Origin of the sequence: Geodermatophilus dictyosporus, assembly GCF_900115505.1 — a bacterium.
Classification (GTDB): domain Bacteria; phylum Actinomycetota; class Actinomycetes; order Mycobacteriales; family Geodermatophilaceae; genus Geodermatophilus; species Geodermatophilus dictyosporus.
Genome location: NZ_FOWQ01000004.1, coordinates 24,355 through 41,947, shown reverse-complemented (window position 1 = coordinate 41,947; position 17,593 = coordinate 24,355). Strand labels below are relative to the sequence as shown.

15 protein-coding genes and 1 tRNA gene are annotated in these 17,593 nt (G+C 74.4%); 9 read left to right on the top strand and 7 right to left on the bottom strand.

Features of this window, described 5'->3' with window-relative positions:
• Positions 1–157: 157 nt before the first annotated feature.
• Positions 158–1,063 (bottom strand): alpha/beta fold hydrolase, encoded by a 906-nt coding sequence (locus BMZ33_RS10875; protein WP_169064164.1) that lies wholly within the window; start codon positions 1,061–1,063, stop codon positions 158–160.
• 203 nt (positions 1,064–1,266) lie between these two features.
• Between BMZ33_RS10875 and BMZ33_RS10870 the strand changes: the two genes are divergently transcribed.
• Both BMZ33_RS10870 and BMZ33_RS10865 read left to right on the top strand, forming a co-directional pair.
• Positions 1,267–2,067: an esterase/lipase family protein gene (locus BMZ33_RS10870; protein WP_169064163.1), complete on the top strand. Its 801-nt coding sequence runs from the start codon at positions 1,267–1,269 to the stop codon at positions 2,065–2,067.
• A 705-nt stretch (positions 2,068–2,772) separates the two neighbouring features.
• Positions 2,773–3,285 (top strand): hypothetical protein, encoded by a 513-nt coding sequence (locus BMZ33_RS10865; protein WP_211202853.1) that lies wholly within the window; start codon positions 2,773–2,775, stop codon positions 3,283–3,285.
• Between the two features lie 1,096 nt (positions 3,286–4,381).
• On the opposite strand, the gene BMZ33_RS10860 is transcribed toward BMZ33_RS10865, so the two are convergent.
• From BMZ33_RS10860 to BMZ33_RS10850, 3 genes are all read right to left on the bottom strand, one after another.
• Positions 4,382–4,453, bottom strand: a tRNA-Val gene (locus BMZ33_RS10860).
• A 112-nt stretch (positions 4,454–4,565) separates the two neighbouring features.
• Entirely contained in the window at positions 4,566–5,027 is a 462-nt protein-coding gene (locus BMZ33_RS10855; RefSeq protein ID WP_091109984.1) for a peroxiredoxin, read from the bottom strand.
• Between the two features lie 100 nt (positions 5,028–5,127).
• Positions 5,128–5,553, bottom strand: coding sequence for a DUF3052 domain-containing protein (locus BMZ33_RS10850; protein ID WP_091109981.1), 426 nt, complete (start codon positions 5,551–5,553; stop codon positions 5,128–5,130).
• Positions 5,554–5,876: 323 nt separating this feature from the next.
• Here BMZ33_RS10850 and aceE point away from each other — a divergent pair, with 323 nt between their 5' ends.
• Both aceE and BMZ33_RS10840 read left to right on the top strand, forming a co-directional pair.
• Complete coding sequence (aceE, locus tag BMZ33_RS10845; RefSeq protein ID WP_091109978.1) at positions 5,877–8,675, top strand: pyruvate dehydrogenase (acetyl-transferring), homodimeric type; 2,799 nt, start codon at positions 5,877–5,879, stop codon at positions 8,673–8,675.
• Positions 8,672–9,625 (top strand): FAD-dependent oxidoreductase, encoded by a 954-nt coding sequence (locus BMZ33_RS10840; RefSeq protein ID WP_169064162.1) that lies wholly within the window; start codon positions 8,672–8,674, stop codon positions 9,623–9,625. Before aceE ends, BMZ33_RS10840 begins: the two co-directional genes overlap by 4 nt.
• A 39-nt stretch (positions 9,626–9,664) precedes the next feature.
• Here BMZ33_RS10840 and BMZ33_RS10835 read toward each other — a convergent pair whose 3' ends face one another.
• From BMZ33_RS10835 to BMZ33_RS10825, 3 genes are all read right to left on the bottom strand, one after another.
• The gene (locus tag BMZ33_RS10835) at positions 9,665–11,065 is read right to left on the bottom strand and encodes a GH1 family beta-glucosidase (RefSeq protein WP_091109975.1); all 1,401 of its coding nucleotides are present in this window, start codon (positions 11,063–11,065) and stop codon (positions 9,665–9,667) included.
• 79 nt (positions 11,066–11,144) lie between these two features.
• A complete protein-coding gene (locus tag BMZ33_RS10830) occupies positions 11,145–11,633 on the bottom strand; it encodes a pirin family protein (RefSeq protein WP_091109973.1) in 489 nt (162 codons plus the stop codon).
• On the bottom strand, positions 11,630–12,277 hold the full coding sequence (locus tag BMZ33_RS10825; RefSeq protein ID WP_091110859.1) for a phosphatase PAP2 family protein: 648 nt from the start codon (positions 12,275–12,277) through the stop codon (positions 11,630–11,632). Before BMZ33_RS10825 ends, BMZ33_RS10830 begins: the two co-directional genes overlap by 4 nt.
• Positions 12,278–12,405: 128 nt before the next feature.
• On the opposite strand from BMZ33_RS10825, the gene BMZ33_RS10820 reads away from it, so the two are divergent.
• The 5 genes from BMZ33_RS10820 (at position 12,406) to BMZ33_RS10800 (ending at position 17,552) form a co-directional block, all read left to right on the top strand.
• Positions 12,406–13,584 carry a PucR family transcriptional regulator gene (locus tag BMZ33_RS10820; protein WP_091109971.1) on the top strand — a complete coding sequence of 393 codons (1,179 nt, stop codon included), beginning with the start codon at positions 12,406–12,408 and terminating at the stop codon, positions 13,582–13,584.
• 135 nt (positions 13,585–13,719) lie between these two features.
• Positions 13,720–14,946, top strand: a complete 1,227-nt coding sequence (locus BMZ33_RS10815) for an acyltransferase domain-containing protein (RefSeq protein WP_169064161.1) — start codon at positions 13,720–13,722, stop codon at positions 14,944–14,946.
• Complete coding sequence (locus BMZ33_RS10810; RefSeq protein WP_169064160.1) at positions 14,943–15,908, top strand: beta-ketoacyl-ACP synthase III; 966 nt, start codon at positions 14,943–14,945, stop codon at positions 15,906–15,908. The genes BMZ33_RS10815 and BMZ33_RS10810 overlap by 4 nt, the downstream gene beginning before the upstream one ends.
• A gap of 77 nt (positions 15,909–15,985) precedes the next feature.
• Positions 15,986–16,222, top strand: coding sequence for an acyl carrier protein (locus BMZ33_RS10805; protein WP_091109968.1), 237 nt, complete (start codon positions 15,986–15,988; stop codon positions 16,220–16,222).
• 100 nt (positions 16,223–16,322) lie between these two features.
• Complete coding sequence (locus BMZ33_RS10800; protein ID WP_091109962.1) at positions 16,323–17,552, top strand: beta-ketoacyl-[acyl-carrier-protein] synthase family protein; 1,230 nt, start codon at positions 16,323–16,325, stop codon at positions 17,550–17,552.
• Positions 17,553–17,593 lie beyond the last annotated feature (41 nt).

Here is a 17,593-nt window from a genome sequence, read left to right as displayed (position 1 = left end):
GTCCACCCTCGCCCACCCCGACGAGCCGATGCCGCGGCTCGGCCCGCTGACCCTCGGCCACGGCCGGGTCGGCCAGCTCCCGGCCCGGGTGGCGGCGGGGCTGCGCTCGGCCGGCCTGCAGCGGGGCGGCACCGTGCCCGAAGCGAGGGGACGGGGCTCACGACCGAGCTGCGGGACCGCTGACGGACTCCCCCAGCCACGAGAGGACGAGGGCGGCCAGGCGGTCGGGCACCTGCAGCTGCGGCACGTGCCCGACGCCGGCCAGCTCCTCGTAACGCCAGTGCGGGTGCTGGCGGGCCACCTCGCGGGCGGCGTCCACGGGCACCAGCCGGTCGCGGTCGCCCTGCACCAGCAGCACCGGGGCGGCGACGCGGGCCATGGCCGCCCGGTAGTGGCGCGGGTCGAGGAGGATCCCCAGCAGCGAGCGGGCCGCGGTCAGGAACGCCCGGTCCATGCCGGCGACGTCCTCCCGCTGCTCGAGGAGGGTGACCGCCCGGTCGACCACCGGCGCGGGCAGCTCGTCGGGGTCGACGCCCACCAGCTCCAGCATCGCGCGGACCCGGGTCAGCGGCGTCTGCCGCGACCGGCGCAGCCGCAGCACCCGCTCCCCCACGCCCGGGACGGCGTAGAGCGCGAAGGTCGCCGCCACGAGCGGATCGAGGCGGCGGCGCCCGCCGGGCAGCGCGGGGTCGAGCAGCACCAGCCCGGCGACGCGGTCGCGCTCGGCCGCGGCGGTGAACAGCGAGACCATCCCGCCCATCGAGTTGCCGACCAGCACGGCCGGCTCGCCGACCACCTCGCGCAGGAAGTCCCGCAGCACGCCGACGTTCGCCTGCACCGTCGTCCGCCGCCTGCCGGGCTCGCTGCGGCCGAAGCCGGGCAGGTCCAGGGCCCACACCCGGGCCGTCGGCGTCAGCAGCGGGGCGAGCAGGTCCCAGTTGCCGTGCGAGCCGCCCAGCCCGTGCACCAGGACCACGGCCGGGCCGTCGTCGGCACCGCCGTAGTCGACCACGTGCACCGGACCGCCGAGGTCGACGGTCCGGCCCGTCCCGGGCTGCTCCACCTGTGCTCCTCCCGCCGCGTGCGCCGTCCGTACGGTTCCACGCCCCCTGCCCGCAGGCGCCGTGGGGTGGGTGCGACGGCTGTGGCGCGAGCCACAAGTCGGCCGCGCCGCGGCCGCGCGCCGCCACGGTCAGGTGTGACCGGAGCGGGACCGTGGTACCGGAGCGTACGGAGGCCGGACGGGCCGCCGGCGAGGAGGACGACGTGTCGCGACACCAGTACGAGGGCCCGGGCCTGCCGCTGTACCTCACCGAGGTCGGCCGGGCCTGCGCGGACTACGGGCTCTACCTCGCGGCCCGACCGCTGCTCCCGCGCCTGCCGGTCGGCGACGGGCACCCCGTGCTCGTGCTGCCCGGCCTGATGGCCGACGACGCCTCCACCCGCACCCTGCGCCGCACGCTGCGCCGGCTGGGCTACCGGGTGCACGGCTGGCGGCTGGGCCGCAACATCGGCCCGACCGCCGAGTGCGTCGAGGGCATGGCCCGCCGCATCGACGACCTCAGCGACCGCTACGGCCGGCCGATCAGCCTGGTCGGCTGGAGCCTGGGCGGCATCTTCGCCCGCGACCTGGCCCGCAAGGTGCCCGACTCGGTGCGCCAGGTGATCACCCTGGGCAGCCCGTTCGCGCTGCAGCGCGACAGCCAGACCCGGGCGAACCGGGTCTTCGAGCGCTACTCGCACCTGCACGTGGAGCGGCGCACGCTGCCGCTGGCGAGCGAGGCGACGCCGCTGCAGGTACCGGCCACCTCGATCTACTCCCACCACGACGGGATCGTCGCCTGGCAGGCGTGCCTGGACCGGCTCTCCCCGCAGACGGAGAACATCGCCGTCTACGCCAGCCACCTGGGGATGGGCCACCACCCGGCGGTCATCTACGCGGTGGCCGACCGGCTCGCCCAGCCCGAGGGCACCTGGCGGCCCTTCCGCGCGCCGCTGGCGCTGCGCCCCTGCTTCCCGCGCCCGGACGTCCCGACGGCGCTCCCCCGCACCGCCACGGCCGCCTGAGGGTCCCCGCCCGCGCCGGGGTGCGCCGGACCGCGGTCACCCGGGCCGGGTGACGACGACGCGCCGCACCTCGACACCGCCGGACGTCGACCTGCGGTCGCCTCGACCCACCGGAGACGACCACAGGTCGACGACGGGCACCTGGCGCGGTGGGGGTCCGTGGTGGGCGCGGCAGGGATCGAACCTGCAACCGCTCGCTTGTAAGCAGGCAGAGCTTGAACGCTGTGCTGACCTGCGCTTTTGCAGGGCAGAGTGGTCTGACTGTGCAAGTGTTACAGCGGTGTCTGCGCCCTGGGGATTTGACCCGGTTGAGTGAATGCCTGTGCGGGCGGGCTTTGCTGCTGAGGAGCACTTGCCTACTTCACTCGTGAGGACGGTCTCCCACTTGACGCCGGTCGGCCCCCTCAACGTCAGTTGAACGCATGCGAGAGGACGACCTCCCGGTCAGCAGCGCCGTTGCCAGATTCCGGTCAAACTTCCCGTCAGGTCGCCGATACAGAACCGGACGTTTCCCTCTCAGCGAGCGACAGGCGGTCGGGAGTACAGGACCAACGTCATCGTCCTCGCTTCCAGCCCACCACCGATCGGAACACCACCATGAGCACCCCCCATAATCACGGCCCTCAGCAGGGCTACGGCCCTCAGCAGGGCTACGGCCCTCAGCAGGGCTACGGCCCTCAGCAGGGCTACGGGCCGCCCCCGGGGATGGCCCCGCAGATGCCGCCGCAGGGACCGCCGCCGAAGAAGTCGATCTACAAGCGCGTCTGGTTCTGGCTGTTGGCTGGACTGGCCGTGATCATCATCGCGGCGGCGGCCGGAGGCGGCGGAGACGGCGAAACCTCGGCGGCCGACCCCACTACGCCCACCGCCGAGCAGCCCGCCGACAGCGGAGGGTCGGCGGCTGAGCCACCGGCACCGGCACCGGCACCGGCACCTCCCCAGGATGACCCGCTGGAGGACGACGGCTGGGTACTCGGTGAGGTTCAGGTGGAGACCGGCCTGGTCAACTCGCTGACCGCGCGGATCACCAACAACGAGAGCAGCACCCGGTCGGCCTTCTTCACGATCACGGTGCTCGGGCCGGACGGCTCTCTGGTGGGTAGCGCGGTGGGCGCGGCGAATGATGTCGAGGCCGGAGTGACGGCCACAGTGACCCTGCTGTCCAGCGAGGATCTGGAGGGTGACCCGGCGACCTTCACTTACGAGTTGCAGTCCTGAGGTTCTGACGCCCGGCTCCGAGGCCCCCTGTCCGATTTCGGGCAGGGGGCCTTGGGCTTCCCCTGTCGGTCAGCTCGCGGCAAGCCCGGATGCGGACGAGGGCGGCTGGAAGCCGAGGCCCACTTGGCAGGTGGCCTCGGACGGCAGCCCGGTCGCTGGTGAAGACGCCAATCGGTCGGTTTGGCACTCGGCGTCGTCCCAGCGAGGCGGTGACCACCCTCTCGACGGGCAGACCCAAGGATGCCTGCTAGTCATATGCGCGCCCAGCCACGTCGGTCCACTACCGCGCAGGGTAGACGGTGGGCTAATGGTGTCAGCGTCGAGCTATGCCGACCTGCGCCTTCACCGCGACAGTTCCCATCGATCCCACCGTCGCTGACCCGGAGGAAGGGTGCTCGCCCATGTCGACAAGCACCAGGGACAACTGCCCCCTGAATGACAACCCGAAGGAGTGCAGCGGGCATCCGGTCTGCGTGCCCCATCTGAAGCAGTTTCACGAGGACGACTGAGTCGAATACGAAGAGGTTGGGTGAGTGGTGTTCTTATCGGACTAGTGAGGGCGGCCGACGCCCCATCGTCTTGAAATGCGTCTATTCTTCGCTGATATTCACTGATCCTAGCGATGTACTCCGATACATCTTCAGGTGTGGACTCTTCCTTTATGCGTTTATCGATGAGAATCATGTACTCCCTAACGCCGCGCCACGCCTCGACCTCCGATCGACTGGGCGTGCCACGCATCCGACGTCGGATAGCGCCGGCAGCTCCGGCGGCTCCGTCCACGGCGGCTGCTGCACCGCCGACCACGACAGCCTTATCACTAGGCAGGCCAATACCGTCTGCGACGCCGTAGGCGACGGCACCAACAGCAGCCGCCCTGGCGGCTCCGAGAGCCAACGGGTTAGGGCCAGAGGTTGGCCCCTCCTCGGGTAGGCGCTGAGCCATGAGGCTGCTCCTACAACGTTGCTCCGCGAGGGAGCGGACACCCCCATCCACTTGGCGGTCCTCCGCGAGGATCCACCAGTGCGGCAAGATAGAGCGGCTGCCGTCACCGCAGCGTCACCGGTGACGTTGCGCATCAAAGGGAAGAGATGTGTGGGCGCGGCAGGGATCGAACCTGCGACCGCTCGCTTGTAAGGCGAGAGCTCTCCCGCTGAGCTACGCGCCCCGCCCGCCCAGGGTAGGTGGCCCCGGGCGGTGGGTCCGGGTGGCGGCCCCGCTACAGGGTCCCGCCGCGAGCGTGCGAGTGGCGGGGGGGGGGGGGTAGCGGGGGTCCTTGGTCAGGCCGCGATCTTGGCGACGGCGTCCTTCCAGCCCGACTGCTCGCGCGCGTCGCCGGGCTGGTTGACCTCGGCGAAGGCGACCCTGCCCTCGGCGTCGACGAGGAAGGTGCCGCGCACAGCCATGCCGGCCTTGTCGTTGAACACGCCGTAGGCCTGGGCGGTGGCGCCGTGCGGCCAGAAGTCGCTGAGCAGCGGGAACTCCAGGCCCTCCTGCGCCTTGAACGCCTTGAGGCTGAACACCGGGTCGGTGCTGATGGCCACCACGGTCACGCCGGCGTCGGTGTAGGTGGCCAGCTCGTCGCGCAGCTGGCAGAGCTCACCGGTGCAGATGCCGGAGAAGGCGAACGGGTAGAAGACGACCAGCACCGGCCGGCCCCGCAGCTCGGCGAGGGAGACGACCTGGCGGTCCTGGTCGGGGAGGCTGAACTCGGGCGCGACGTCGCCGACGGAGAGACTCATGAGCCTGATCGTGCCCCACCCTCGGCGACGTGCTGGAACGGCCCCCTCGCCGGGGCCCGCGCCGAGCGGAGCGAGGCGTGGGGGCGAGGGGGTCCTTCGATCACCGGCGGCTGCGGGCCGCCTTCGGCGTGACGAGCCGGATGCCCGACCAGTCCTTCGCCGCGGAGATGCTGCTGGTCTGCGACAGGCCCGCGGTCGGCGCCACCTCGGTGACGTCGCCGGGCGCGACGTGGCCCGGCCGGCCGGACTTGGGGACCAGCAGCCAGACGACGCCGTCGTCGGCCAGCGAGGTGAGGGCGTCGGTCAGCGCGTCGAACAGGTCGCCGTCGTCCTCCCGCCACCAGAGGACGACGACGTCGGCGACCTCGTCGGTGTCCTCGTCGACCATCTCGCTGCCGGAGGCCTCGACGATGGAGTCGCGCAGGTCCTCGTCGGCGTCCTCGTCCCAGCCGAGCTCCTGCACGACCATGCCCGTCTTGATGCCCAACCGGGCCGCCATGCCGGCGGTGCCCGAGTCGACGCTCATCCCTGCTGTTCCTCCGGAGGATCGATGGCCGCCGACCCGGGGCCGGCGCAGGCGGGGCGCCGGTGGTCGGGCGCACGTGGCGGTCTGTGGGGGCTGACGGCGGACACGACCGGCGGGGCTGTGACCCGCTGCCTGGTCATGTCACCCCTCTCCTGCCCGGCCGCGCGGGGCCGACGGCGTCGGTCCGCGTGGGCAGGAGCGTAGGCCATGCCTGGTCAGGCGCAAGCGCTCCGCGAGGACCGGCCGTGCCGGTACCGGGCGGTACGCCACCGATGCGCTGCGCTGGCGTGACGCAGACCGCCCGGACGCGCGACGATGGGGGCATGAGCGCACCGCAGCAGGGTGGGGACCCCACCCGCGACGCCGGCCAGCCCCGCGCGGTCATCACCGACGGACTCCCCAGCCAGCTGGTCGACACCGATCCCGACGAGACCCAGGAGTGGGTGGAGTCGCTCGACAGCGTCGTCGAGCACGCAGGCCGCGGGCGGGCCCGCTACCTGATGCTGAAGATGCTGCAGCGCAGCCGCGAGCAGCAGGTCGGCGTCCCGGCCCTCCGCAGCACCGACTACATCAACACGATCCCGCCCGAGCGGGAGCCGTGGTTCCCCGGCGACGAGGACGTCGAGCGGCGCATCCGCGCCTACATCCGGTGGAACGCCGCGATCATGGTCCACCGCGCACAGCGGCCCGGGATCGCCGTCGGCGGGCACATCTCCTCCTACGCCAGCTCGGCCTCCCTGTACGAGGTCGGCTTCAACCACTTCTTCCGCGGCAAGGACCACCCCGGCGGCGGCGACCAGATCTGGTTCCAGGGCCACGCCTCCCCCGGCATCTACGCCCGCGCCTTCCTCGAGGGCCGGCTCTCCGAGGAGCAGCTCGACGGCTTCCGGCAGGAGGTCAGCCACCCCGGCGGCGGGCTGTCGAGCTACCCGCACCCCCGGCTGATGTCGGACTTCTGGGAGTTCCCGACCGTCTCGATGGGCCTGGGCCCGCTCAACGCCATCTACCAGGCGCGGTTCAACCGCTACCTCGAGAAGCGCGGCATCAAGGACACCTCCGACCAGCACGTGTGGGCCTTCCTCGGCGACGGCGAGATGGACGAGCCCGAGTCGCTCGGCGCCATCGGCCTGGCCGCCCGCGAGGAGCTGGACAACCTCACGTTCGTCATCAACTGCAACCTGCAGCGGCTCGACGGACCGGTGCGCGGCAACGGCAAGATCATCCAGGAGATGGAGTCGTTCTTCCGCGGCGCGGGCTGGAACGTCGTCAAGGTGATCTGGGGCCGGGAGTGGGACCCGCTGCTGGCCGCCGACCGCGACGGCGCCCTGGTCAACCTCATGAACCAGACGCCCGACGGCGACTACCAGACCTACAAGGCCGAGGACGGCGCCTTCGTCCGGGAGCACTTCTTCGGCCGGGACCCGCGCACCCGCAAGCTCGTCGAGGGCATGAGCGACAAGGAGATCTGGGACCTCTCCCGCGGCGGGCACGACTACCGCAAGGTCTACGCGGCGTTCAAGGCGGCGGTGGAGCACAAGGGCCAGCCCACGGTCATCCTCGCCAAGACCATCAAGGGCTGGACGCTGGGCAGCCACTTCGAGGGCCGCAACTCGACCCACCAGATGAAGAAGCTGACCGCCGAGGACCTCGCCGGCTTCCGCGACCGGCTCTACCTGCCCATCCCCGACGAGCAGCTCGACAAGACCCTGCCGCCCTACTACAAGCCCGACCCGAACTCCGACGAGATGCAGTACATGCTCGACCGGCGGCGGGCCCTGGGCGGGGCGGTGCCGCGGCGGCGCTCGGAGTTCAAGCAGCTCAAGGCGCCCGACGACAAGGCGCTCGACGTGCTGCGCCGCGGCTCGGGCAAGCAGGAGGTGGCGACGACGATGGCGTTCGTCCGCCTGCTCAAGGAGCTGCTCAAGGACAAGGAGCTCGGCCCGCGGTTCGTGCCGGTCATCCCCGACGAGGCGCGCACCTTCGGGATGGACTCGCTGTTCCCGTCGCAGAAGATCTACAACCCGGCCGGCCAGCGCTACACCTCGGTCGACCGCGAGCTGATGCTGGCCTACAAGGAGTCCGAGCAGGGCCAGATCCTGCACGAGGGCATCAACGAGGCCGGCTCGACGGCGTCGTTCACCGCCGTCGGCACGTCGTACGCCACGCACGGCGAGCCGATGATCCCGATCTACATCTTCTACTCGATGTTCGGGTTCCAGCGGACCGGTGACGGCCTCTGGGCCGCCGCCGACCAGATGACGCGAGGCTTCCTGCTCGGCGCCACCGCCGGCCGGACGACGCTCAACGGCGAGGGCCTGCAGCACGAGGACGGCCACTCGCTGCTGCTGGCGCACACCAACCCGGGGGTCGTGTCCTACGACCCGGCCTTCTCCTACGAGGTCGGGCACATCACCAAGGACGCCCTCGCCCGCATGTACGGCGAGGACCCGGGCGCGCCGCTGGGCGGGCACCGCAGCCCCGACGTCATGTACTACCTGACGGTCTACAACGAGCCGTTCCACCAGCCGGCCGAGCCCGAGGGCCTCGACGTCCAGGGCCTGCTCGCGGGCATGTACCTGTACGCGCCCGGCCAGGGCGAGGGCCCCAGGGCGCAGGTGCTGGCCTCCGGGGTGGCGGTGCCGTGGGCGCTGCGCGCACAGGAGCTGCTGCGCGAGGACTGGGGCGTGTCGGCCGACGTGTGGTCGGTGACGTCGTGGACGGAGCTGCGCCGCCAGGCCGACGAGGTCACCGAGCACAACCTCCTCCACCCGGAGGACGAGCCGCAGGTGCCCTACGTGACCCAGCGGCTGGGGGACACCGAGGGTCCGGTCGTGGCGGTGTCGGACTGGATGAAGGCGGTCCCCGACCTCATCGCCCCGTTCGTCCCCGGCGGCATGTCGACGCTGGGCACCGACGGGTTCGGCCTGTCCGACACCCGCCCGGCGCTGCGGCGGCACTTCCACGTGGACGCCGAGAGCATCGTCGTCCGCACGCTGGCCTCGCTGGCCGACCGCGGCCAGCTCGACCGGGCGACGGTGCGCGAGGCGGTGGCGAAGTACCAGATCCGCGACGTCCGCAAGGCGCCGGAGGACCAGCGGTCGGACCCCAGCCCCGCGACGTGAGGCGACCCGGCGACGGCGACCCGGGCCTGCGGGTCGCCGTCGTCGGCGGCGGGGTCATCGGCCTGACCTGCGCCCTCGAGCTGGCGCGGGCCGGCCACCGGGTGCAGGTGGTCGCCGCCGACCCGCCGGAGGCCACCACCTCGGCCGTGGCCGCGGCGCTCTGGTTCCCCTACCGGGCCGCGCCGCTGGACGCGGTCCTCCGCTGGGGCCTCGCCTCGCGGGCCGTCTTCACCGCCCTCGCCGGCGACCCGGCCACCGGGGTGACCCTGCGGCCCGGCACCGTCGTGCACCGCACCCCGGGACCCGACCTGTGGTGGAGCGCCGGGCTGCCCCACCGGCCCGCCGCGGCCGCCGAGCTGCCGCCCGGGGTGCCCGGCGGCACCCGCTGCACGGTGCCGGTCGTCGACACGGTCCGGTACCTGCCGTGGCTGGCCGGCGCCGTCCGGTCGGCCGGGGTGGAGGTCGTCCGCCGGCGGGTGGACCGGCTCGACGACGTCCCGGGCGACGTGCTCGTCGTGGCCGCGGGACTGGCCTCGGGTCCCCTGCTGGGCGACGACAGCGGTGTCCCGGTGCAGGGGCAGGTGGTGCGGCTGGCCGATCCCGGCCTGACCGACTGGCTGCTCGACGAGGACGGGCCCGGCGGGCTCACCTACGTGATCCCCCGCGGCCACGACGTCGTCTGCGGCGGCACGGCCGTGGAGGGCGCCACCGGCACCGAGCCCGACCCGGACGTCGAGGCCGCCGTGCTCGTGCGGGCACGGGCGCTGGTCCCCGAGCTGCGGGAGGCCCCGGTGCTGTCCCGCCAGGTCGGGCTGCGGCCGGGCCGGCCCACCGTCCGGCTCGAGCGCGTGCCGGGAGCGGGCCGGCCCGTCGTCGCCTGCTACGGCCACGGCGGCGCGGGCGTCACCCTCTCCTGGGGCTGCGCCGCCGACGTCGTCGCCCTGGTCTGAGGCGCGCCGGGCGCCGCGGTCCGCGCCCGGCGCCCCCGGTCAGGCCCGCTCGCGGTGGCGGCGGAGCAGCTCGGCGTAGAGCAGGCCGCTGTCCTTCACCGTCCGCCGCTGGGTGGCGTAGTCGACGTGCACCAGGCCGAAGCGCTGCGCGTACCCGCGAGCCCACTCGAAGTTGTCCAGCAGCGACCAGGCGAAGTAGCCGCGGACGTCGGCGCCGCGGTCGACCGCCGCGGTCACCGCGGCGAGGTGGCGGACCAGGTAGTCGACCCGCTCGGGGTCGTGCACGGCGCCCTCGGCGTCGACCTCGTCCGCCCACGCGGAGCCGTTCTCGGTGACCACCAGCGGCAGGCCCGGCGCGCGCTCGCCGAGCCACAGCAGCACCTCGGTGAAGGCGTCCGGGCTGATCCCCCAGCCCATGGTCGTCGTCGGCCCCTCGGGGTCGAGCTCCACCACGTCGTGCCCGCCGATGAACGGCGAGGGCCCCTTGCCCGCCGGCCGCGGGCCGGCCTGCACGGTGTTCTCGAAGTAGTAGTTGACGCCCAGCCAGTCCAGCGGCGCGGCGATCACCTCGAGGTCGCCGTCGCGCACGGGCAGCGGGGCGCCCGCGGCCTCGAGGTCGGCGACGACGTCGGCCGGGTAGGCGCCGTGCACGACCGGCTCCAAGAACACCCGGTTCTGCTGCCCGTCGAGCCGGCGGGCGGCGTCGACGTCAGCTGGCGCGTCGCTCGCCGGGCGCATCGGGGTGAAGTTGAGCGTGATGCCGAGGTCGGCCACGCCGGCCTCCCGCAGCCGGGCGGCGGCCAGGCCGTGGCCCAGCAGCAGGTGGTGCACGGCGCGGGCCCCGGCGACCGGGTCCTGCAGGCCCGGGGCGTGCTCCCCCGCCACGTGGCCGAGCAGCGCGCTGACCATCGGCTCGTTGAGGGTGGACCAGTGCCGCACCCGGTCACCGAGGGCGTCGACGACGACGGCGGCGTAGTCGGCGAAGCGGGCCGCGGTGTCCCGGTCGGCCCACCCGCCGCGGTCCTGCAGCGCCTGCGGCAGGTCCCAGTGGTAGAGGGTCAGCCAGGGGTCGACGCCGGCCTCCAGCAGGGCGTCGACCAGGCGGCGGTAGAAGTCCAGGCCGCGCTGCTCGACCCGGCCGCCACCCTCGGGCAGCACCCGCGGCCAGGCGACGGAGAACCGGTAGGCCGACAGCCCCAGGTCGGCCATGAGTGCGACGTCGTCGCGGTAGCGGTGGTAGTGGTCGACGGCGACGTCGCCGGTGTGGCCCTCGAACACGCGGCCCGGGGTGTGGCTGAAGGTGTCCCAGATCGACCGCCCCCGTCCGTCCTCGTCGACGGCGCCCTCGATCTGGTACGCCGCGGTCGCGGCGCCGAAGACGAAGCCGGGTGGGAACGACAGGCCGGCGAGGAGGTCCTCGCGCGGGGCGTCGGTCGTCATGGGGAGGGACCTCCGGGTGGCAGGGAACGGTTCGCCTGCGGGTCTACACCACGCCGGCGGCGGCCTTCCCGGCGGTCGCTCAGCCCTCGCTCCAGGACGGCCGGCTCCTGTCCACCCGCCAGACCAGGACGGGGCCGGCGTCCGGGCGCAGGACCACGCCGTCGGGCACCCCGGGGCCGTCGTCCCCGACCCACAGCCGGGCGTCGGGCCGGCCCAGGTCGACCCAGCCCCGCGCGGCTCGTAGCACCGCGTGCGACGGCGGCGCGGCGGGGTCGGCCGCCCGCAGGTACGTCTGCACGACGCGCGCCCCGTCGGGACCGGCCACCTCGTCGTGCGCCAGCCCGGTGCCGGCCCGCAGCACGCCGACGTCGCCGGCGGCCATCGGCGCACCCTCCTCCCAGGCGTGGGTGAGCGAGCCGGCCAGCACCACCGCGACGACGTCGACGGCCCGGTGCTCGTGGCGGCCGTATCCGGTGGCCGGTGCCAGCCGGTCGTCGGTGACCCGCAGCAGCGGGCCCAGCGACCCGTCGCCCGGCTCGAGCAGGGTGCGCCCGGCGAGGCCGGTCACCGCCGCACGCCCCGCTCCGGCAGCGCCGCGGCGCCGCCGGGCAGGCCGCGGGCGACCAGCGCGACCGCCAGCGACCACGCCGTCCCCAGCGCCAGGCCGCCGAGGACGTCGGAGAGGAAGTGCACCCCCAGCCACATCCGGGTCAGCCCCACGAGGACGGCCAGGGCGACCCCGGACACGACGGCGAGGCGGCGGGCGGGCGCGGTCAGCCGCGGCCAGGCCAGCACCAGCCCGACGGTGACCAGCGTGGCGATGCCCGAGGAGTGGCCGCTCGGGTAGGACAGCGACTCGTACGTCAGCCCGCCGTTCTCGAACGCGGGCCGGGCGCGGCCGGCGAACTCCTTGAGCGCGGTGGTCACCGGGCCGATGGCGGTGATCGCGACGACCACCCACAGCAGCGTGCGCCACAGCCGGCGGCGGACCAGCCAGACCAGCGCCGGGAGGAACACCAGCACCCGGAACCAGGTGACGCCCGGCGTGGTGAGCACCTCCAGCAGCCCGCCGACCAGCGCGGTGCGGTCGTCGCCGGCGTAGAGCGACCGGCTGACCGCGTCGTCGAGGCGGACCTGCGGGGCGAAGCCGGTGAGGACCCCCGCGCCGAGGACGGTCAGGACGGCGGCACCGGCGCCGATCGCGGCCCGCACCCGGCGGTGGGTCCGGCGCGGGACGGGGGGCGGCGCGGTGGCCGGTGCCGTGGCCGGTGCCGTGGCCGGTCCTGTGGGCTCCACTCCCCCACTCTCCCCGACGCCCCGGGTCGTGACACGCTGACCGGGTGGCCCACCGGGTGAGCGCCCACCCGCCGTCGGCGGCGACGCTGCGGCGGCTCGAGCGCGCCTCGGGGGCGATCGCCACCCGCGCCGTGGCCCGCATGGACGACGACCTGCCGTGGTTCCGCATGCTGCCCGCCGACCAGCGCTCCTGGGTGGGGCTGGTGGCGCAGGCCGGCATCGCCTCCCTGGTCGAGTGGTGCCGCCACCCCGGCCGCCCGCCCCGGCTCACCGGCGAGGTCTTCGGCGCCGCGCCCCGCGAGCTGGTGCGGGTCATGCCGCTCAAGCACACCGTCGACCTGGTCAAGCTCACCGCCGAGGTGATGGACGACCACGTCGAGTCCGTCGCCGAGCCCGGGGACGTCGACGCGCTGCGGGTGGCGGTGCTGCAGTACAGCCGCGAGGTCGCGTTCGCCACCGCGCACGTCTACGCCAGCTTCGCGGAGAACCGCGGCGCCTGGGACGCCCGGCTCGAGGCGCTGGTGGTCGACGCGCTGGTGCGCGGGGAGCGCTCCGAGGAGCTGCCCGGCCGCGCCGCGGCGCTCGGCTGGGCGGACACCAGCCCGGTGACCGTGCTGGTCGGCGCCGCGCCGGACGTCGGCGACGCGCACGCCGCCGTCCGGCGGGCCGCCCGCTCCCAGTCGTGCGAGGTGATGGTCGGGGTGCACGCCGACCAGCTGGTCGTCGTCCTCGGCGGGGCCGAGGACGTGGGCGCGGCGGCCGACCGGGTGGCCGAGGAGTTCGGCCCCGGGCCGGTGGTGCTCGGCCCGGTGGTCGACCGGCTCAGCGCCGCGGGCGGGTCGGCCGCCGCGGCGCTGGCCGGCTGGCGGGCCGCCCGCGCCTGGCCCGGTGCGCCCCGACCGGTGCGGGCCGACGCGCTGCTGCCCGAGCGGGCCCTCGACGGCGACCCGCTGGCCCGCGCGGCACTCACCGAGCGGGTGGTCCGGCCGCTGCGCGGCGCCGGCGGCGGGGTGCTCGAGACGGTGCGCGCCGTGCTGGCCGGCGGGGGCAACCTGGAGGCCAGCGCGCGGGCGCTGTTCGTGCACCCCAACACCGTCCGGTACCGGCTCCGGCGGGCCACCGAGCTGACCGGCCAGGTGGCCACCGACCCCCGCGGCGCCTGGACGCTCCAGGTGGCTCTCGTCCTCGCCGACCTCGACGGCGGCCGCTCCCTCTGGCACTGAGGAAGGACCTCCTCGCCCCCTTAAGTGGTCCCTACCACTGAAACGGTCCGCGACGGCGCGTCTGCGGTTTCGCTTTGGAGGGTTTCTACAGAAGACGCCGGTGAGCTTTCGTGCCCGGCGAGCGCGCGGGCGCCGGTGTCCTCTGAGACGGTGGAGGGCGTGCTGGCCGTCCTCGCCCCCGGACAGGGTGCCCAGAAGCCCGGGATGCTCACCCCCTGGTTGGAGCTGCCCGGCGCCGAGTCCTTCTTCCGCTGGGCCGGCGCGATCGCCGACGCCGACCTGCTGACGCTCGGCACCACCGGCGACGCCGAGGCCATCAAGGACACCGCGGTCACCCAGCCGCTGGTCGTCGCGATGAGCCTGTTCGTCGCCCGCGAGCTCGGCGGCCTGCCCGGTCCGGTCGCCCACTCGCCGCAGACCGGCCGCGACGTCGTCATCACCGGGCACAGCGTCGGTGAGCTGACCGCCGCGGCGCTGGCCGGCGCCCTGTCCGTCGAGGCCGCGATCGCGCTGACCGCCGTGCGCGGCCGGGCGATGGCCCGCGCGTGCGCGCTCACCCCCACCGGGATGTCCGCCGTCCTGGGCGGCGACCCCGACGAGCTGGCCGCCGCACTCGAGCAGCACGGGCTGGCCGCGGCGAACCTCAACGGCGGCGGCCAGACCGTCGTCGCCGGGCCGCTCGAGGGCCTCGCCGCGCTCAAGGCCGCCCCGCCGGCCGGGGCCCGCGTCCTGCCGCTGTCGGTGGCCGGCGCCTTCCACACCTCCTACATGGCACCGGCCCGCGAGGAGCTCGAGGGGCTCGTCGGGGGCCTGCGGCCGGCCGACCCCAGCCGCCTGCTGCTGTCCAACGCCGACGGCGCGGCGGTCCCCTCCGGCGCCGAGGTGCTCTCCCGCCTGGTCAGCCAGGTCACCAGCCCGGTGCACTTCGACGCGTGCCTGACGACGCTGCGCGAGCTCGGTGTCACCGCGGCGATCGAGCTCCCGCCCGCCGGCGCGCTGGCCGGCCTGGCCAAGCGCGAGTGGAAGGGTGCCGACGTCGAGGTGCTGGCGCTGTCGGGTCCCGGCGACCTCGACCGCGCCCGCGCCCTCATCGACGCCGCCCGCGGCCGGCCCGAGCCCGAGCACCAGCCCGACTGGCGGGTCGTCGTCTCCCCCGTCCGCGGCACGGTCAGCCCGGCCGACGTCGCCGAGGGCACCCGGCTGCCGGCCGGCACGCCGCTGGGCCGCATCCGCAGCCGCCGTGGGGAGGCCGACGTCTCGGCCGGCTACGACGGCGTCCTCGCCGAGTGGCTGGTCCAGGACGGCGACCTGGTCGACGCCGGCGACCCCCTCGCCCGTCTCTACCCGGAGGTCTCCGCGTGACCATCCACCTGAAGAAGGGTGCCCCCGGCACCCGCGTCCTCGGCCTGGGTTCCTACCGGCCCCGCCGGCGGGTGACCAACCACGAGCTCGCCCAGGTCATGGAGACCAACGACGAGTGGATCCAGAGCCGCGTGGGCATCGCCGAGCGCCGCTGGGCCTCCGACGACGAGACGCTGGTCGAGATGGCCGTCGCCGCCGGCGGCAAGGCGCTGGCCGCCAGCGGCCTGGCGCCCGACGAGGTCGACCTGGTCGTGCTGGCCAGCGCGAGCCTGCGGGCCCCGATCCCCGGCATCGGCCCGCAGGTCGCCCACCGCCTGGGCATCCCGCGGCCGGGGGCCTTCGACCTCAACGCCGGCTGCGCCGGCTTCTGCTACGCCCTCGGGGTGGCCTCCGACGCCATCCGCGGCGGCTCGGCCCGCAACGCGCTGGTCGTGGGCGTCGAGCGGCTCACCGACGTCACCGACCAGACCGACCGCTCGACGGCGGTCATCTTCGCCGACGGCGCCGGTGCCGCGGTCATCGGCGCCTCCGAGGAGCCCGGGATCGGGCCGGTGGTCTGGGGCAGCGACGGCGACCAGTACAACGCCATCGAGATCGCCGCGGGCAGCTCGACGATGACCATGGCCGGCCAGGCGGTCTACCGCTGGGCCACCACCAAGCTCACCGACACCCTCGTCGAGGCGATGGAGGCCGCCGGCGTCGGCCCCGGCGACATCGACGTGTTCGCCCCGCACCAGGCCAACCTGCGCATCGTGGAGTCGATGACCAGGAAGCTCGGCTTCGGCGAGAAGACGGTCGTCGCCCGCGACGTCGTGCAGTCGGGCAACACCTCGGCGGCGTCGGTCCCGCTCGCGCTCACCGCGCTGCTGGAGTCCGGCGAGGCCAAGAGCGGCGACCTCGCCCTCGTCCTCGGCTACGGCGCGGGCCTGACCTTCGCCGGCCAGGTGTTCCGCCTGCCCTGACGGGCACTGTGACCCCCGGACCCACCCGGGCCCGACGGCGGGCAGCCCCCGCCCCCACCGAGAGAGAGGACCTTCGCGTGAGCGAGGACATCCAGGCAGGTCTGGCCGAGATCCTGGAGGAGGTCGCCGGGGTCGCCCCCGCCGACGCCACCCCGGAGAAGTCGTTCACCGAGGACCTCGACGTCGACTCCCTGTCGATGGTCGAGATCGCCACCGCCGTCGAGGACAAGTTCGGCGTGGCCATCCCCGACGACGAGCTCGGCAACATCAAGACCGTCGGCGACGCGATCAGCTTCATCCAGAAGAACAAGTAGCAGGACCACCCTCCCCCCGCGCCTCGCAGACCGGCGCGGGCCCGGAAGGGTGGCCGACTCCCGGCCCCCCGGCCACACCGCTCCCAGGAGGAGAACCGTCATGACCGACGTCGTCGTCACCGGCCTCGGCGCCACCACGCCACTCGGTGGTGACGTCGCCAGCACCTGGGACGCGCTGCTGGCCGGGAGGTCGGGGGTCAGCCGCATCACCGACGACTGGGCCAAGGAGTTCCCCGCCCAGCTCGTCGCCCGCCTCGCGCAGGAGCCGGCCGAGCAGATCGACCGGGTCCGCGCCCGGCGCCTGGACCGCAGCCAGCAGGTCGCGGTCATCGCCGCCGAGCAGGCCTGGGCCGCGTCGGGCGCCGCCGGTGCCGGCGTCGACCCGCTGCGCATCGCCGTCGTCTTCGGCACCGGCATCGGCGGTGCACTGACCCTGCTCGGCCAGGACGACGTCCTGGAGGAGAAGGGTCCCAAGCGGGTCTCCCCCTTCACCATCCCGATGCTCATGCCCAACGGCCCCGCGGCCGCGGTCGGCCTGGCGGTCGGCGCCCGGGGCGGCGTGCACGCCCCGGTGAGCGCCTGCGCCTCCGGTGCCGAGGCGATCCGCTGGGGGCTGGACCTGCTGCGCTTCGACCGCGCCGACGTCGTCCTGGTCGGCGGCGCCGAGGCCTGCGTGCACCCGCTGCCCATGGCCGGGTTCGCCGCCATGCGCGCGATGAGCACCCGCAACGACGAGCCCGAGCGGGCCTCGCGCCCCTTCGACAAGGCCCGCGACGGCTTCGTGCTCGGCGAGGGCGCCGCCGCCCTGGTGCTCGAGCGCGCCGACTCCGCCCGTGCCCGCGGTGCGCAGGTGCACGCCCGGCTGGCCGGCGCCGGCGCCACCGCCGACGGCTACGACCTGGTCGCACCGCACCCGGAGGGCGAGGGCGCCGGCCGTGCCATCGCCGCCGCGCTGCGCGACGCGGGCCTGTCGCCCAGCGACATCGGCCACGTCAACGCGCACGCCACCTCCACCCCGGTCGGCGACACCGCCGAGGCCGCGGCCATCCGCGACTCGGTCGGCGACCACGTGCTGGTGACGGCCACCAAGAGCCAGACCGGCCACCTGCTCGGTGCCGCCGGCGCGCTGGAGTCGGTCTTCACCATCCTGGCGCTGCGCGACCAGGTCGTCCCCGCGACGGCCAACCTCGACGACCCCGACGACGACGCGGCCGTGCAGGCCCTCGACATCGTCCGCCGGGAGCCGCGGAAGGCCTCGCTGACCGCCGCGGTCAACGACTCCTTCGGCTTCGGCGGCCACAACATCGCACTGGTCTTCACCACCGCCTGACCGACGGCCCCGTCGCGGGCCGCTCGCCCACCGGCCTCGCG

What these genes read in the sequence shown, in the direction of transcription:
- BMZ33_RS10865 (WP_211202853.1), top strand. Translation starts at nt 2,773, where the DNA reads ATGGCCCCGCAGATGCCGCCGCAGGGACCGCCGCCGAAGAAGTCGATC.
- BMZ33_RS10855 (WP_091109984.1), bottom strand. Translation starts at nt 5,027, where the DNA reads ATGAGTCTCTCCGTCGGCGACGTCGCGCCCGAGTTCAGCCTCCCCGAC.
- BMZ33_RS10850 (WP_091109981.1), bottom strand. Translation starts at nt 5,553, where the DNA reads ATGAGCGTCGACTCGGGCACCGCCGGCATGGCGGCCCGGTTGGGCATC.
- aceE (WP_091109978.1), top strand. Translation starts at nt 5,877, where the DNA reads ATGAGCGCACCGCAGCAGGGTGGGGACCCCACCCGCGACGCCGGCCAG.
- BMZ33_RS10835 (WP_091109975.1), bottom strand. Translation starts at nt 11,065, where the DNA reads ATGACGACCGACGCCCCGCGCGAGGACCTCCTCGCCGGCCTGTCGTTC.
- BMZ33_RS10800 (WP_091109962.1), top strand. Translation starts at nt 16,323, where the DNA reads ATGACCGACGTCGTCGTCACCGGCCTCGGCGCCACCACGCCACTCGGT.